Raw genomic sequence first — 16,115 nt, 5'->3', positions numbered from 1 at the left:
GTTGTAAGTTGTAAGTTGTAAGTTGTAAGTTGTAAGTTGTAAGTTGTAAGTTGTAAGTTGTAAGTTGTAAGTTGTAATTTGTAATGAATCAACTGTCTAAGATAGCTAAAAATTATTTAAGATGATTAAAAATGTCTAAGACAGTTTAAAAATATCTAAATTTAGTTTAAAAATTAAAAGAATAGTGTAAAATTTTTTATAATTTATCAAAATTAATCAATAGTAATTGTTTGAATTACATTCCTCATTATTCCTAAATATATGGCATAATTTCTTGAAATACTATATTATGAAAGTAGTTAGTGTTATTTTTTTTTATATTTTAGGAGGGGTATGATGAGACGGTTATTAGGGATTGTTTTCATGCTTATCGCTACATTGGCTATTTTAGGATGTGGTGCTGACAGTGGCAGTAAAGACATATTTACTGAACCGGGCTTGGCGGCTAAGGCTATTGCAGAACTAAAAGAGCGACCTGAATTAAAGGGGAAAGATATTCAGATATTCAACCATGTAGTCATTATGGAGTATGAAGATATAAAAGATAGAATTGATATTCAGATTCTCGTTCCCGGAACTGATGACAAGGTTAATAATTATTTCTATCAGAAGGGTAAATGGAGTGATCCTGAACCTGATAAATATTCAGGCAATCTTGTTGTGAAAGATCATATTATACCAATAGACACTATCGACTTCAGTAAAGTTCCTGAGATTTATAAAGTGGCCGAAGAAAAAGCAAAAACGATTGAAAACGGTAAAGTTGAAAAAAGCTTAGTTTATCTTTTCGATAGTTATGAAAAACAACATAAAGCTTATATTGGAATTAAAGGGTCTAAAGAAAAATGCACGGCTATTTTTGACTCAAATGGTAATTTTTTACAATTGATAAAAGATGAGTAATAATTTAATAGCGAGTAATAACTTAATAACGAGTAATAACTTAATATGGATTTAAAGATATAGACACTTAAACTTATATTAATAAGTCCACATTTATATAAAAAACTATTGCTATTGGGAAACTCTAAATTAATTAGTCAGGAGTTAAGATAGCAATAGTTTTTTTATTTTTATTGAAGTTTTCTTTATTCATCCACTTTTTACCATTGAACTTTATAATAAGACTCAATACAATTAAAGAAAGAATATAATTTTATGTGATAAGCAAAAAGTTCTTTGGAAGGAGCGCGTGAATTATGAAAATAGCCGGTCATTCATCGTACAAAAAAGCGTTACGCTGCGTGATTTTAATGGGAACCGTTTTGACTGTGGGAAGTATTATCGGGTCAGTCGGAGCTGCAGATACTGCTAATACTACTAATATAGCCGATAAAATCAGCAGCACAGGATCTGTTCTAAATACTGCCGGTAACAGTAACGGTGGAGTAAATACTATGGATTCTTTAAATTTTGAAAATCTTACGTATGAAACACGGACGATGTCGGTGGACGGCAAAGAGATTACATTCCGAGCCTATGAAAATGTGCCATACGTTTCGAATCCGGTAGATACAACGTATCAGTCTATGAACATATATATTCCGGAGGCCTATTTCCATCAGGAAAAAGACGGCAAATACACGGCAGATACGGCGCCGATTTTCTTGCCAAACTCAGTAGGAGGCTATCGTCCGGGGAAAGCGGCTACACCGACTGTCTCCAAGAGTGGTGAACCGAATGCCGTTCTATATGCCTTGTCACGAGGCCTTGTAGTGGCGGCACCGGCTGCACGCGGTCGCAGTAATGAAACCGATGAAGGCGTGTATTATGGGAAAGCACCGGCGGCTATCGTGGATTTGAAGGCCGCAGCGGCTTATTTACATAAAAATGACGCGATTATGCCGGGTGATGCAAACCGTATAATCTCTAACGGCACCAGTGCTGGCGGGGCTTTATCATTGCTGTTGGGAGCCAGTGGCAATTCCGCGGATTATGCACCATACCTTTCCGCCATCGGTGCTGCTGATACTCGAAATGATATTTTTGCTGTTTCCGCGTATTGCCCTATAACCGATTTGGACCATGCAGATATGGCCTATGAATGGTCTTACAACGGTGTTAACTCCTATACGGGTATGCCGTCCTTTGGAGGGCAAATGGAACCGCCTGATCCTTCATTAGGCAGTGAAGTAATGCCGATGCCTGGCCCTCAACAAGGTGGTGAAACCACTGTTTTGACCGATGATGATATCCTTTATAGCTCTATGTTAAAAAATAACTTCCCAATGTATGTAAACAGCCTGAATTTGAAAGATGGGAAGGGGCAATCTTTGACGATGGATTATAAAGGGGAAGGCTCCTTTATGAACTATGCCAAATCATTTATTATTGACAGTGCAGACAAGGCAAAGGCATCCGGTACAGATATTTCCGGTGCTTCCTATTTAATATATGACACGAAAAATCCTCAGAAGATTGTTGATGTGGACTGGGCTGCTTACAATAAGGCTGTAGGCCGCATGAAAGCACCCGGTGCTTTTGACGCTCGTAACAATTCAACAGGTGAGAACAACTTATTTGGTACCGCTACGGTAGATAATCAACACTTTACGCAATTTGCCTCTGCCTATGGAGACGGTACTTCTGTTGCAGATAGCCATATTGTTAAAATGATGAATCCTCTGAATTATATTAAACCGAATGGTACTCCTGAACAGAGCGGACAAACACAACATTGGCGCATTCGCTATGGTGAACAAGATAATAATACGTCTATGGCAGTACCTCTAATCGTGGCAACACGCCTATCAAACTACGGTTATGATGTGGACTTCTCTATGCCTTGGGGCGTAGGACACTCCGGCGATTATGATCTGAAAGAGCTTTTCGACTGGATTGATAAAGTAGTGGCTGAAAAGTAAGCTTATGCGAACTTATGTAAGCTCATGTGAGCTTATAACGTTGTTTTGACAAGCGCTTTTTACGAAAATCGTTTAACGATTAATTTTAGTAGAGGTAGTTCTATATAAAGAGAAATCCCTAGAGAGTGCATTTATGTATTGTATAAATGCACTCTTTTGTGCTATAATCGTAACAATTTATTATCTTCTTTGGGGGAAGATAGGATATTGTTAAGAGAACAAAGGGGGATTTTCTATGAAACGATGGGGGGTTGCATTGATGTTAGCGGCCACATTATTAACAGGTGTATTTTCTGCCGGAGCAGCCGGCACGTCTAGCGCGGCGCAGGTATCAGCTCTTGATACAATTCAGGAACGAGGCGTTCTTCGCGTGGGTACTACAGGCGATTATAAACCATTGTCCTATTACAACAAGGATACGAATTCCTATGAGGGCATTGAAATTGATTTGGCGAATTCGTTGGCACAGGCATTGGGCGTAAAGGTGGAATTTGTGCCGACTACATGGCCCACACTTATGGAAGATACGTTAAACGGCAAGTTTGATGTAGCCATGAGCGGTATTACAAAAACGGCGGCTCGTCAGCGCGTAGCGTATTTATCTGACGGTTATATTACATTTGGTAAAACTGCTTTAATGCGCAAGGCTGATGCGGCAAAATATACGAGCTTGGACGCTATGAATCGTCCGGAAGTACGAGTGGGCGTGAACCCTGGCGGCACTAATGAAAAATTCGTCCGTCAATACTTGCCGAATGCTACTGTAACCGTGCATGACAAAAATGCAGAAATTCCGGGACTCGTGGCGAACGGAACCTTCGATATTATGATCACGGACAGCTTGGAAGCCATTCGCTATAGCCATGAAAATGAAGTATTGGGCACTCCTTTATTGGATAACTTGTTCACTAAAAACCAGTTCGGCGTTCTCATGAAACGAGACGAAGCCTTACTTAACTTCGTTAATGCGTGGCTCGCACAACAGGAATTAGAAGGCAACATTGATCGAATTGAACAGGCGCATTTGAACAGATAATAGTTTACATTGACAAATTATTTACATAGTTTTTTGGAAAAATGTTGGAAATGTCTGTAAAAATGTCCGATTTGTTGGTTTTGATATGTTGTTTTGTTGGACTAGATTGAAAACTATATAAGAGCTGAAAACAGGCTTGGGATAAGGATTTCCAAGCCTGTTTTTTATTTTTGTTCACTTCGAATACTTCCGATTTAGTATAAATATAATCTGAAACAAAAATATTTTTACTGAAACGGAAATAAAACTATTGTAAATCTTGTAAATATGTTGTAAAATACAATCAACGAATAATAAAAATGCTTTAAACTCATAAAACTCACAAAGGGGTGGTTGGTTTGGAACGAAAGCTTACAGCCGGTGAACGGTTGGACAGATTGCCGATTTCGAGATGGCACTACAAAATGTTGTTTGTTATTGGAGCAGGACTTTTTGTTGACGGTATTGATAATTATATGGGCAGTGCTGTTCTATCGGAACTGATTCAGATAGGCTGGTCCACCAATTATCTCAATGCAGCATTTATCTCATTCACGATGCTTGGTTTGTTTTGTGGCAGTTTACTTACCGGATATGTTGGTGATCGGTATGGACGTAAATTTGCGTATCAGTTAAATCTCTTAATCTTCGGTATAGCCGGAATCATCGGAGCCTTCGCTCCCAGTATGGAAATTCTTATAGCCTGTCGGTTTGTAATGGGCATAGGCTTAGGGGCAGAAATTATTGTTGGTTTTGGTATGTTTGCCGAAATGGTACCGGCTAAAGTACGAGGCAAGTGGTCATCGTATTTGTCATTAATCGGCAATTTAGCGGCACCGGTTGGAATGTTACTTTGTTACTTAATCATTCCGGCGTTCGGTTGGCGAGTGATGTTTTTTATAGGTGGAGCCTTGGCCTTGTTAGTGTGGTTCCCGAGACAACATATGCCGGAATCACCAAGATGGCATGAAAGTAAGGGCCATCGCCTTCAATCCGATAAGATTTTAGAATCCATTGAAAAAGAGATTGAAGATGAAAAAGGAATCATCTTATCGCCATATACAAGCAATCGAAGCCCATTTGAAGCAGTGGCAGTAAAAAATACATTCGGTTGGAAAGATTTGTTTGTTGGAGAAGTATTAAAGAGAAATATCATCGCTTCGGTTTGTTTAGTGGCTATGAATACGTTGATATATACAATCATCAACTGGCTGCCTACCATATTTGTTCATCAAGGCATCAGCGTTATGAAGTCAGTAGGTATGGTAACACTCATGATGATGGGAGCACCACTGGGGGTTATCATCTCAGCGTACATTTCCGATAGATACTCTCGAAAATATGTGGCAGTTACTTTATTAGTGTTAATTTCTGTAATGTGTTATATATATTCAGCTCAGACTGAGGATTACCTCATTATGGCGAGCGGTTTTGTAATGACAGTACTTATTTATTTCTTTGTTTGTTTCGTATGTTCTGTATATGTACCTGAATTGTTCCCGACGGAAATTCGATTGAGAGGCATGGGTTTCTCCAATGCGGTAGGACGATTCAGCGCCGTATTATCACCATATGTGGTGGCGTGGTTAATTACAGATCATGGTATTCACAGTGTCTTTTATGTACTTACAGTATTTTTATTAATATGTGCGGCTATTATTTACTTCGTTGGGATTGAAAGTAGAGGTAAATCGTTGGAAGAGGTGAATGAATACGCAGTGCTAAATAAGTCCTAATCGGACAAGTTTACACGAAGGAAATAGATAGCGGTTAAATAGAGGTATTAATCACAAAGTGCATAGGTATTAAGAAATTTTAAAATAAGAAGGAGTTGGCAAGTATGAAAGCATTAGCAAGATATGGGAAAAGTTTTGGCGGGTATCGTATGATTGATGTTCCTGAACCTACATGTGGTCCTGAAGACATTATTGTAGAAATTAAAGCAGCTGCGATTTGTGGCGCTGATATGAAACACTTCCGTGTAGATAACGGATCTGATGAATTCAACTCTATCCGCGGTCATGAGTTTGCCGGTGAAATCGTTAAAGTCGGTGAACAAGTTAAACATTGGAAAGTGGGACAACGTATTGTATCCGATAACAGCGGTCACGTTTGCGGCGTTTGCCCATCTTGCGACAGCGGCGACTTCCTTACTTGCCGCAGCAAAGTAAACTTAGGTCTCGACAATAACCGTTGGGGTGGCGGCTTTACTAAATATTGTAAAATTCCTGGTGAAATTTTACGCATTCATCCACATGCAATCTGGGAAATTCCTGAAAATGTAAAATACGAAGAAGCTTGCGTAATGGATCCAATTTGTAACGCTTACAAATCCATCGTACAACAGTCACACTTTATGCCGGGTCAAGACTGCGTAGTATTCGGTACAGGTCCTCTTGGTTTATTCTCCGTACAAATTGCTCGTTTAATGGGTGCCGTGAATATTATCATGGTTGGCTTGGAAGAAGACGTAAAAGTTCGTTTCGGCGTAGCAAAAGAATTGGGCGCTACTCATTGTATTAATGCATCTAAAGAAGATGTAGTGGCACGCTGCCATGAAATCAGCGGTGGCCGTGATAATATCAGTCTTGTTGTTGAATGCTCCGGCGCTAACATTGCTTTGAAACAGGCTATTGAAATGGTTCGCTCCAATGGCGAGATCGTTCGTGTAGGTATGGGTTTCAAACCTCTTGATTTCTCCATCAACGCCATTACTGAATGGAATATCAGCATTATCGGTCACATGGCATATGATGCAACTTCCTGGCGTAATGCAATGCGTCTTTTGGCAGACGGCAAAATCCAAGTGCAGCCAATGATTACACATCGCATCGGCTTATCTGAATGGGAAAAAGGCTTTGAAGCAATGGCCAATAAAGAAGCCATTAAAGTAATCATGCATTATGATTTTGACTAATTAATTTAATAAAAAGGGATAAATATTATGACAGAACTAAAAAGACCGAATTGTGGTGCTCGACTCGACCGATTGCCTGACTCCGGATGGCATTGGTCAATGTTTGGAATGGTTGCCTTTGCCTTATTAGTTTGTTGGAGTAATGCGATTGGCGGCCTTGTATTAGCACAACTAAAAACATTGGGATGGACCAATAACAGTATTAGTGCCATGTTTGTAGCGCTGACTACGGCCGGTATGTTCCTAGGCGCTTTGGTAGGCGGTATTATAGGTGATAAAATCGGACGTAAAAATGGTTTCCTCTTATTCGAAGCCATTCACATTATTTCTATGATCGCCGGTGCCTTGTCACCGAATATGACCTTCTTAATCGCGTGCCGCTTTGTTATGGGCTTCGGCTTAGGGGCTTTGCTGGTTACCTTGTTTGCAGGTTTTACAGAATATATGCCGGCTCGTAACCGCGGTACTTGGTCCAGCCGTGTATCCTTTATCGGCAACTGGTCATACCCGGTATGTTCACTGATTGCCATGGGGATTGTATTAGTTGTATCGCCTGAAATGAACTGGCGTGTCCAATTTGTAATTCCTTCCATTTTATCCTTAATTGCAACAATTATTGCGTATAAGAAATTCCCTGAATCTCCACGTTGGCTCGAATCAAAAGGCCGCTTTGAAGAAGCGGAAAAAATCATGAGTGCCATCGAAGCAAAAGTAGAAGCTGACAAAGGCATTAAATTGCCTCCTGTAGCTGATACAGTTGACGAAGTGCAGCATAACCTTCCATATAGTGCATTATTTAAAGGGGCATTATTTAAACGAGTTGTTTTGGGATCCATGGTTTTAATCGCTATGAACGTTGTACAGTATACACTGATTAACTGGCTGCCAACTTTATTCATGGCCCAGGGAATCAATCTTAAAGATTCTATCGTATTAAATACGATGAGTATGTTCGGTGCTCCTACCGGTATATTTATCGCCATGTTTATCATGGACCGCCTGCCTCGTAAGGTTATGGGCGTAGGGCTTCTGGTAATTATCGCTGTTCTTGGTTATGTATATTCCTTACAGACCAGCATGACAATGATCAGTATTATGGGCTTATTCCTCATCATCTTCGTATACATGTTTGTATGTTATGCATCAGCTGTATATGTACCTGAAATTTGGCCGACTGAGGCAAAATTGAGAGGGTCCGGCTTGGCAAATGCGGTAGGTCGTATCAGCGGTATTATTGCACCGTATGTAGTAGCAACCTTATTAGACAGTATGGGTGTAACCGGCGTGTTCTTGTTCCTGAGTGGTGTATCGATCGTAGTAGCATTGTCCATTGCAGTGCTTGGTATTGAAAGTCGAGGCGCTTCCGTAGAGCAGATCAGCGTAGCTAAATAGATAGCGTTGCCGGGGCATGAAAGAGTCCTTGCTCCGGCAAACATTTTCCAAAGAGAATTGAAAAGAGGAAAAAACTATGAAAAACACAAAAGCAATTTTAGAAACTCCGGGCAAAATGGTATTTAAAGAAGCAGCAGTACCTGAACCTAAGAACGATGAAGTATTGATAAAAGTTGAATATGTAGGTATGTGCGGTTCCGATATTCACGGCTTTGAACACGGTCCGTTTATTCCACCAAAAGATCCAAATCAGGAAATCGGTTTAGGTCACGAATGTGCCGGTACAATTGTTAAGATTGGCCCTCAAGTAAAGCACTTAAAAGTTGGTGACAGAGTTGCTATTGAACCGGGCGTTCCTTGCGGAAAATGCCGTTTCTGCCGCGAAGGTCACTATAATATTTGCCCTGATGTGGATTTCATGGCTACACAGCCTAACTATCGCGGTGCGTTAACTAATTATCTTGTACACCCTGAAGCATACACATATAAATTACCTGATTCTATGAGCACTATGGAAGGGGCCCTTATCGAACCGGCTTCTGTAGGGGTTCATGCAGCTATGATGGGTGATGTAAAACCGGGCAAAAAAATTGTTATCCTCGGTGCAGGCTGCATCGGTCTCATGACTTTGCAAGCTTGTAAAGCTTTAGGGGCTACACAGATTGTAGTTGTTGATGTAATCGAAAAACGTTTAAATTTTGCTAAGAAATTGGGCGCGATGGAAGTAATTAACGGTAAAACCGAAGATACTGTGGCACGCACTCATGAAATCTTGGGCGAATTGGGAGCCGATATTGTATTTGAAACTGCCGGTTCCGCAATTACAGCCGCTCAAGCTCCACTCATTGTAATGCGTGGCGGTAAAATCATGATTGTAGGCACAATTCAAGGTGACACCCCAATTAACTTCCTTAAAATAAATCGTGAAGTGTCGATTCAAACAGTATTCCGTTATGCTAACCGCTATCCGGTAACTATCGATGCTATTGAGTCAGGAACTTTTGATGTAAAATCTATGGTTACTCACATTTACGACTACAAAGATACACAAAAGGCGTTTGAAGACTCATTGAATTTGAAAGCTGATATTATTAAGGCCGTTATTAAGATTGACGAATTATAAGAGTGAGTCCCTATGTTGAACCATTCCCTTTATATCCTCGAATACACTTTGGTTCGGCGTAGGACAATCGATTAGAAATGTCAGTTTAATAATTAATTAAAATATACAGCGCACAGGTATAGCAAATAAGGAGACGATAGTATGTTAGCAAATATTAAATACTGGGAAGAAAAAGCACAAGCAGGCAAATATGCAATTCCTCACTTCAATGTGTGGAATGCAGAAATGTTGATGGGCGTTATTGACGCAGCCGAAGAATTACGAGCACCAATTATCATTTCTTTCGGTACAGGTTTCGTAGGGAATACTTCCTTTGAAGATTTCTCCCACATGATGGTATCCATGGCTGAAAAAGCTACAGTTCCTGTAATTACTCACTGGGATCATGGCCGCAGCATGGAAATCGTTCAAAATGCGTACAATCATGGCATGAACTCTGTAATGCGCGATGCATCCGCTTACGATTTAGAAACAAACATTAAATTGACCAAAGAAGTGGTTGATTACTTCCATATGCGTGGTGTTCCTGTTGAAGCGGAATTGGGTCATGTTGGTAATGAAACAGTATACGAAGAAGCGTTGGCTGACTACATTTATACAAATCCTGATGAAGCAGCTGAATTCGTGGAACGTACAGGTTGTGACTCTTTAGCGGTAGCTATCGGTAATCAGCATGGTGTATATACTTCTGAACCACAAATTAACTTTGATGTACTAAAACGCGTAAGAGATGCTGTATCTATTCCATTAGTACTTCATGGCGCATCCGGTATCAGCAATGAAGATGTGCGTAAGGCTATTGAATTAGGTATTACAAAAGTAAATATCCATACAGAACTTTGCCAGGCAGCTATGGACGCTGTTCGCGAAAATACGAACAGCACATTCTTGGAATTAGAACGTGCAGTGCGTCAGGCAGTTAAACAAAGAGCTATGGAAAAAATTAAATTGTTCAAAACTGACGGAAAGGCTGATGAAGCGTGATTGATGTAATTTGTGCAGGCGCTGCCATAGTAGATATTTTACTGCGTCCCGTCGATAAAAATATATTTGATGCCGACTCGTATCCTCTCGATTCCATTGGAATGACACTGGGAGGGGATGCGCTGAATGAATCGACAATTATTTCCCGCTTGGGTAAAAAAGTTGCGCTCATGGCTTTAGTCGGTAATGATCCGGCCGGTGCATTTGTTCGTGAAGCCTGTGAAAAAGAGGGCATTGATACTAGTTCTGTCGTTGTTGACGATACTATTGATACATCTATCAATATCGGATTGGTAGCAGCTGATGGCGAACGAACTTTTGTAACAAATCGCAATGGCAGTTTATGGAAAACAAATATTGAACATATAGATATGAACCGTTTTAAAGAGGCCAAGATATTATCCTTAGCCAGTATCTTTAACTCTCCATTATTGGATGGCAAGAGCTTAGAAATTATTTTTAAAGCAGCCAAAGATGCGGGTCTTACTATATGTGCTGATATGATAAAACCTCGTCTTGGCGAAACACTGGCTGATATTAAAGGGGCTCTGTCATATGTAGACTATATTTTCCCTAACTTTGAAGAGGCAAAATTGTTGACCGGCGTTGAAACGGAAGATGAGATTGCAGATACGTTTTTAGCCTGTGGCGTAAAACATGTAGTGTTAAAAACAGGTAAAAAAGGTTGTTTCGTAAAAGGACAAAATATGGCAAACCACGTTCCATCGGTAGCAGGTATCACGGCTATTGATACAACCGGTGCCGGTGATAATTTCGCATCAGGTTTTATTACCGCTTTATTAGATGGTAAATCCATTGAAGAATGTGCTAAATTTGCTAATTCCACAGCAGCCGTATCTGTTCAAAGTTTAGGCGCTACTACAGGTGTTCAAAATCGTGAGCAGGTAGAAGCGGTATACAATACTTACAGTAAATAACAATATTTCAGGTCATAGTGACAGGAGCGGGAGATAGAGAATGGATAAAATTAAATTAGGATCAACGGACTTACAAGTGTCTCGAATGGGTCTTGGTACCTGGTCAATCGGTGGCGGCCCGGCTTGGGGCGGTGATAAGAATCTTCAAGACTGTATCGATACAATTCAAGGAATTTTGCCATTAGGTATTAATTTGGTAGATACAGCACCGGGATACAACTTCGGCGCCAGCGAACGAATCGTTGGTGAAGCTCTTAAAGGAATGAACCGTGAAGAAGTTATTGTAATTACTAAATGTGGTATTGTATGGGATAAAAAAGGCAGCTTATTTAATAAAGTAGGCGATACGCAGCTTTATAAGAACTTGTCTAAGGAATCCATTCGCGAAGAAATTGAACAGAGTTTGGAACGTCTTCAATTGGATTACGTTGATGTATATATGACGCATTGGCAATCGGTTGAGCCATACTTCACACCAATTTCGGAAACTATGGAAGTTCTTAATGAGTTAAAAGCAGCCGGTAAAATCAAAGCTATCGGGGCCGCCAATATTTCTCCTGACCAAATCAGAGAGTATATGAAATATGGCGAACTTGATATCGTTCAAGGCAAGTACAGTGTACTTGACCGTGCTATTGAAGAAGACTTGTTCCCTGTTTGTCAGGAATATGGCATTACCTTACAAGCATACTCTCCATTGGAACAGGGCCTCTTGTCCGGTACATTCCCACGAGATTACAAGCCTATCGGCGCACAATGCAATAAGAAATGGTTCCAGCCAGATAAAATGCAAAAAGCTATGGATATGATGGATGCGTGGAAACCGTTGTGTGAAAAATACAATTGCACCATTCCAACATTGGCACTTGCATGGATTTTGGCACAAGGTGACTTTATTACTATCCTTAATGGAGCCAATACAGTACCGCAATTGGAAGAAAATGCGAAAGCATTGAATATTTCCTTATCAAAGGCTGATGCGGATTTAATGAGAGACTTAGCCATTGCAGCGGATAAATAAGATTTAATGTTAAATACTGTCGTAATTTATACAAGAAATGTTGATATACCAATATTCACTTGATATAATAACGGTAGAAGTTATCAATAAAATCCGTTGTTTTGTTGAACAACGGATTTTATTTTGATACAAAGGGAGGTGAGCGCTACATGCGTGGTAAAGATCGAATAGAGCAAATTATGGAAACTCTGGAGAGTGAAAAAAGTGTTAATGTAACCGCATTGAGTGAGCGCTTTAATGTTACTGAAGAAACAATCCGTCGAGACTTAAATAAATTGTCAGAAGAAGGCCTTGTAACGCGAACCTATGGTGGAGCAGTGTTGAACCAGTCCCCGGCGTATGAATCGAACCATTTTTACAAACGGATGGCCAGTTTTAGTGAAGAAAAGCGTATGATTGCGCTAAAAGTATTGCCACTGTTAGAAAATAAAACTAGCATTGCCGCTGATTCGAGTACGACTGTATTAGAAGTACTGCGATTATTAAAGGACCGTCAGGACTTAACCTTGTTGACGAATTCTACGGAAGCGCTTTCAGAATTAGTGGACTCAAAAATGACGATTATGTCTACAGGTGGTATATTTAATCCTCAAACTATGTCATTACAAGGTGTGGTAGCAACACAAACGATTGAAAACTATTCATTCGATACATTACTTATCAGTTGTGCAGGGCTGGATAAAGAGCGCGGTGCATTGGACTCCAATGAATTTGAAGCGCTTACGAAGCTGGCTATGCTAAAACGAGCTGAGCAGGTAATTATGTTGCTGGATCACAGCAAATTTGATAAACCGGCGTTTTTACGATTAGCTGACTTTTATCATATTGATATTTTAGTCACTGACAAACGCCCTTCCGATGACTGGATGGATTTCTTCCAGAGAAATGATATAAAGATCATTTATTAAAAAAGCAGGTTGAAACATTGTTTCAACCTGCTTTTTATTTTCTTTATGCTTTGATTTACTTTGTATCTAGTGAGTAGTACAATAACAATAAAATGAGTGCAATTCTGAAGGTTAAAAGACGGTTGGAATTGATGAAGAGGAGAGAATCATATGGAAAAAGAGGATACTACGTACTCGCTAGAATTGGCAGAACTGAAGGATGTTTCTGTATGTTATGAGATTATTGAAGATGGCCGTGCGTTTCAGCAAGAGCAAGGGTTTATACAGTGGACGGAGAAGTATCCCAATCGTGATACGATTGTAGAGGATATACAACGACAAAAGGGGTATGTGCTTAAATCTGATCAGGATATTTTAGGGTACATGCTCATTGATTTTGACGGCGAGCCGGCGTATGACACGATTAAGGGGGCTTGGCGAAGTGATGCACCTTATGGAGTAATCCATCGTCTGGCTTTCAGCAAAAAGGCGCGCGGAAAGGGCATAGCTCATAAGGCCTTTGCACTGATTGATGAAATGTGCCTCGCTCATAATGTGCCATACATCCGCATTGATACGGGATTCCAAAATAAAAGAATGCAGCATATTTTGGAGAAAAATGGCTATGTTAAGTGTGGAAGCGTAATTTTCCAAGGCGGAGAGTTTTTAGCTTACGATAAAATCTTATAAGTTGGGGCTTATAGGACATTTTGAGATGGTTTTTAGACCGATACGATGAGTATATATCTAGTCGTATCGGTCTTTTATAATTTATATAAATCGTATCAGTCTTTTATAATTTAAACAAAAATAAAATTTACGCAAAAAAATATTCCTCTTACCGTTTCTTAATCAAATGATTGAGAACTGTAGAGGAATATCTTTTTTATTTCAGTGATTCTTTTAATTCTAAGTATTTCTGCGTATAATACGGCTTCATTTGCGACTCTTGCAAGTCACCGCCATAGGATCGGCGGCTGATGACGATGATTGGCGGGCTCTGAATGCGTTTGGCCACGGCCATGCCGGACTGCATGTTCCACCAACGTTCCAGGTCAGCAACAAAAGCTTCGCTCGATTTGAAATAAGTAGAGATCGGATTAGACAATTGTAGGACGTCTTCTAAGCGATTTTCTATATAAGCGCTTAGCACATCTTCCGGCGTCAATCGATTCCAAGGTTCGATAAAGGAGCGGAAGAGGCGGTCATGGTATTCATATTGCAACGGATCGCCTTGTCCTTTAGTGATGTCTTGCGAGTCAGATAGTTCAGCACTAGGAATAACGGAGATGGTCCCTTGCGGAATGACTTCGCGTTTATAAACAACTTCGTTTAAGTAGTGGGCCAGTTCGTACATTTGGAATTTCCACAAGTCCCCGGTAGCAGCGAGGAAGCCGGCCATATCGCCGTAAAGTGTGGCGTAACCGATGGAGAGTTCAGTCTTGTTGCCATTGCAAGTGAAGGCGCCACCTAAACCGGCCGCAATGCCTGCTAAAATACGGGATGAGCGATCGCGAGCCTGAATGTTTTCTTTTACAAAGGACGAAATATTTAGCGTTTCACTTCCATGAGGGCTGACAAATTCAAGTGCGCTCAATTGCTCTGTAGTCAGCTCCAAACTGTCCTGTACAGGGCAAATAGCGTATGGGCATCCTAAGTTAGTCGCTAAATCGCGGGCCAGATCTTTGGTCATGGTTGAGTTGAAACGAGACGGCATATTTACTAAATACACCTGACTTGGAGGTAATACGGATGCATAGAGGGCAGCGTTTACAGCGGAATCAATACCGCCGGATGCGCCGATAACTACTTTTTTAATACCTGTTTGTTCCAAGAATTTTGTTAAACCGAAATGAAGGGCCTTATACACTTGCTCTACTTCGCTCCGGGTAGATTCAGAGATGGCGGTAGTAGTTTTTGCGCCAAACGAATTAGCAGCATTCGCTACCAAAGTATTTGAGCTTCGCAAAACACTATAGGAATCATTTTTTCCGGGCAGTATAACAGCTTTTATAGCGCCCTCAAAGGCAGGTAATTGTTCGGCGATGCTTCCATCAGCACTGTAATAGGTTGATTGACCGTCAAAGGTGCAAATGGATTTTCCGTTATTCTGGATACCTACAGCGTTGATGTAGAAAATCGGTATGCGCATTTCGCGAGCTCTGTCTTGAAAGAGTCGATGGCGTCGTTCATTTTTACCCAATGTAAATGGTGATGCTGAAATATTGATAAACGCATTAATCGGCATGTCTGTTTTTAGGCTTTTAGCATATAAAAGCTTAGTCGGGGACAGACTGTAGTTATCATCCCAACTGTCCTCACATAATAATGGCGCTATGTTATATCTTTTTCCGTCCTTATTGGAGAGTGTAACGATGCTCAACATATCTTGGACAGAGCGGTTTTCTTCAAAGGCTATATCTCGCAAATCAGTGAAATACCGGGCTTCGTTGAAGAAGCGATAGTTTGGTGATAATGTTTTAACGATAAACGGATAGGTACTGTGGGACGGCTGCACCAATTGACCATGCTGGGCAATATAGATGGCGTTAAATTTGCGAACCCGTCCGTCCATGTTTTTAGAATTCCGGTCAACAGCCACATTGCCGAAGATAATGGCTAAATCGGAGGAAGCCTTAATTACTTCTTCGCCGAAACGGAGACATTCATCGACAAAGGCAGGCTGATCCCAAAGATCGCCAATCATGTAACCGCTGATGGCCATTTCAGGTAGTACTAATACATCAAGGCGCAAGGCTTTGGCGTATTGGATAGCTTGTAAAATGGTTGTTTTGTTTTTAGATGGATTGCCGGGCACAATTTCAATTTGCCCCATACCGATGCGTATCATGTAAGCTCCTCTTCGTTAGTAACATGTTTGTTGACAGTTTTGATTCATATAAAATGATGACAGAAACGACATTGAAACAGCGATAGATTTGAGGTTCTCTTAGACTGTCAGTTTTGGTCTTAT

General features: G+C 40.5%; 13 protein-coding genes. 12 read left to right on the top strand and 1 reads right to left on the bottom strand.

Annotation, left to right across the window (positions count from 1 at the left end; genetic code table 11):
• Positions 1-336 precede the first annotated feature (336 nt).
• From KHZ77_RS01885 to KHZ77_RS01830, 12 genes are all read left to right on the top strand, one after another.
• A complete protein-coding gene (locus KHZ77_RS01885) occupies positions 337-903 on the top strand; it encodes a hypothetical protein (protein ID WP_295195095.1) in 567 nt (188 codons plus the stop codon).
• A gap of 296 nt (positions 904-1,199) precedes the next feature.
• On the top strand, positions 1,200-2,864 hold the full coding sequence (locus KHZ77_RS01880) for a subtype B tannase (protein WP_295195093.1): 1,665 nt from the start codon (positions 1,200-1,202) through the stop codon (positions 2,862-2,864).
• 235 nt (positions 2,865-3,099) lie between these two features.
• Complete coding sequence (locus KHZ77_RS01875) at positions 3,100-3,900, top strand: transporter substrate-binding domain-containing protein (protein WP_295195091.1); 801 nt, start codon at positions 3,100-3,102, stop codon at positions 3,898-3,900.
• Positions 3,901-4,238: 338 nt separating this feature from the next.
• Positions 4,239-5,615 carry an MFS transporter gene (locus KHZ77_RS01870; RefSeq protein WP_295195089.1) on the top strand — a complete coding sequence of 459 codons (1,377 nt, stop codon included), beginning with the start codon at positions 4,239-4,241 and terminating at the stop codon, positions 5,613-5,615.
• 104 nt (positions 5,616-5,719) lie between these two features.
• Positions 5,720-6,796 (top strand): zinc-binding dehydrogenase, encoded by a 1,077-nt coding sequence (locus tag KHZ77_RS01865; RefSeq protein WP_295195087.1) that lies wholly within the window; start codon positions 5,720-5,722, stop codon positions 6,794-6,796.
• Positions 6,797-6,823: 27 nt separating this feature from the next.
• Positions 6,824-8,188 (top strand): MFS transporter, encoded by a 1,365-nt coding sequence (locus tag KHZ77_RS01860; protein WP_295195085.1) that lies wholly within the window; start codon positions 6,824-6,826, stop codon positions 8,186-8,188.
• A gap of 76 nt (positions 8,189-8,264) precedes the next feature.
• Entirely contained in the window at positions 8,265-9,311 is a 1,047-nt protein-coding gene (locus KHZ77_RS01855; RefSeq protein ID WP_295195083.1) for an NAD(P)-dependent alcohol dehydrogenase, read from the top strand.
• A gap of 141 nt (positions 9,312-9,452) precedes the next feature.
• Positions 9,453-10,295, top strand: a complete 843-nt coding sequence (locus tag KHZ77_RS01850) for a ketose-bisphosphate aldolase (protein WP_295195082.1) — start codon at positions 9,453-9,455, stop codon at positions 10,293-10,295.
• Complete coding sequence (locus KHZ77_RS01845) at positions 10,292-11,233, top strand: carbohydrate kinase family protein (RefSeq protein WP_295195079.1); 942 nt, start codon at positions 10,292-10,294, stop codon at positions 11,231-11,233. The genes KHZ77_RS01850 and KHZ77_RS01845 overlap by 4 nt, the downstream gene beginning before the upstream one ends.
• A gap of 40 nt (positions 11,234-11,273) precedes the next feature.
• Positions 11,274-12,254 (top strand): aldo/keto reductase, encoded by a 981-nt coding sequence (locus KHZ77_RS01840; RefSeq protein ID WP_295195078.1) that lies wholly within the window; start codon positions 11,274-11,276, stop codon positions 12,252-12,254.
• A gap of 149 nt (positions 12,255-12,403) precedes the next feature.
• Positions 12,404-13,162: a DeoR/GlpR family DNA-binding transcription regulator gene (locus KHZ77_RS01835; RefSeq protein ID WP_295195076.1), complete on the top strand. Its 759-nt coding sequence runs from the start codon at positions 12,404-12,406 to the stop codon at positions 13,160-13,162.
• Between the two features lie 150 nt (positions 13,163-13,312).
• A complete protein-coding gene (locus KHZ77_RS01830) occupies positions 13,313-13,831 on the top strand; it encodes a GNAT family N-acetyltransferase (protein WP_295195074.1) in 519 nt (172 codons plus the stop codon).
• A 196-nt stretch (positions 13,832-14,027) separates the two neighbouring features.
• Here KHZ77_RS01830 and nadE read toward each other — a convergent pair whose 3' ends face one another.
• Complete coding sequence (gene nadE / locus KHZ77_RS01825; RefSeq protein WP_295195072.1) at positions 14,028-15,992, bottom strand: NAD(+) synthase; 1,965 nt, start codon at positions 15,990-15,992, stop codon at positions 14,028-14,030.
• Positions 15,993-16,115 lie beyond the last annotated feature (123 nt).

The sequence above is a fragment of the Veillonella sp. genome (assembly GCF_018364065.1).
GTDB lineage: Bacteria > Bacillota > Negativicutes > Veillonellales > Veillonellaceae > Veillonella_A.
Note: the sequence above shows the minus strand (reverse complement) of the source record. Positions and strands in the feature narration are given on the sequence as shown.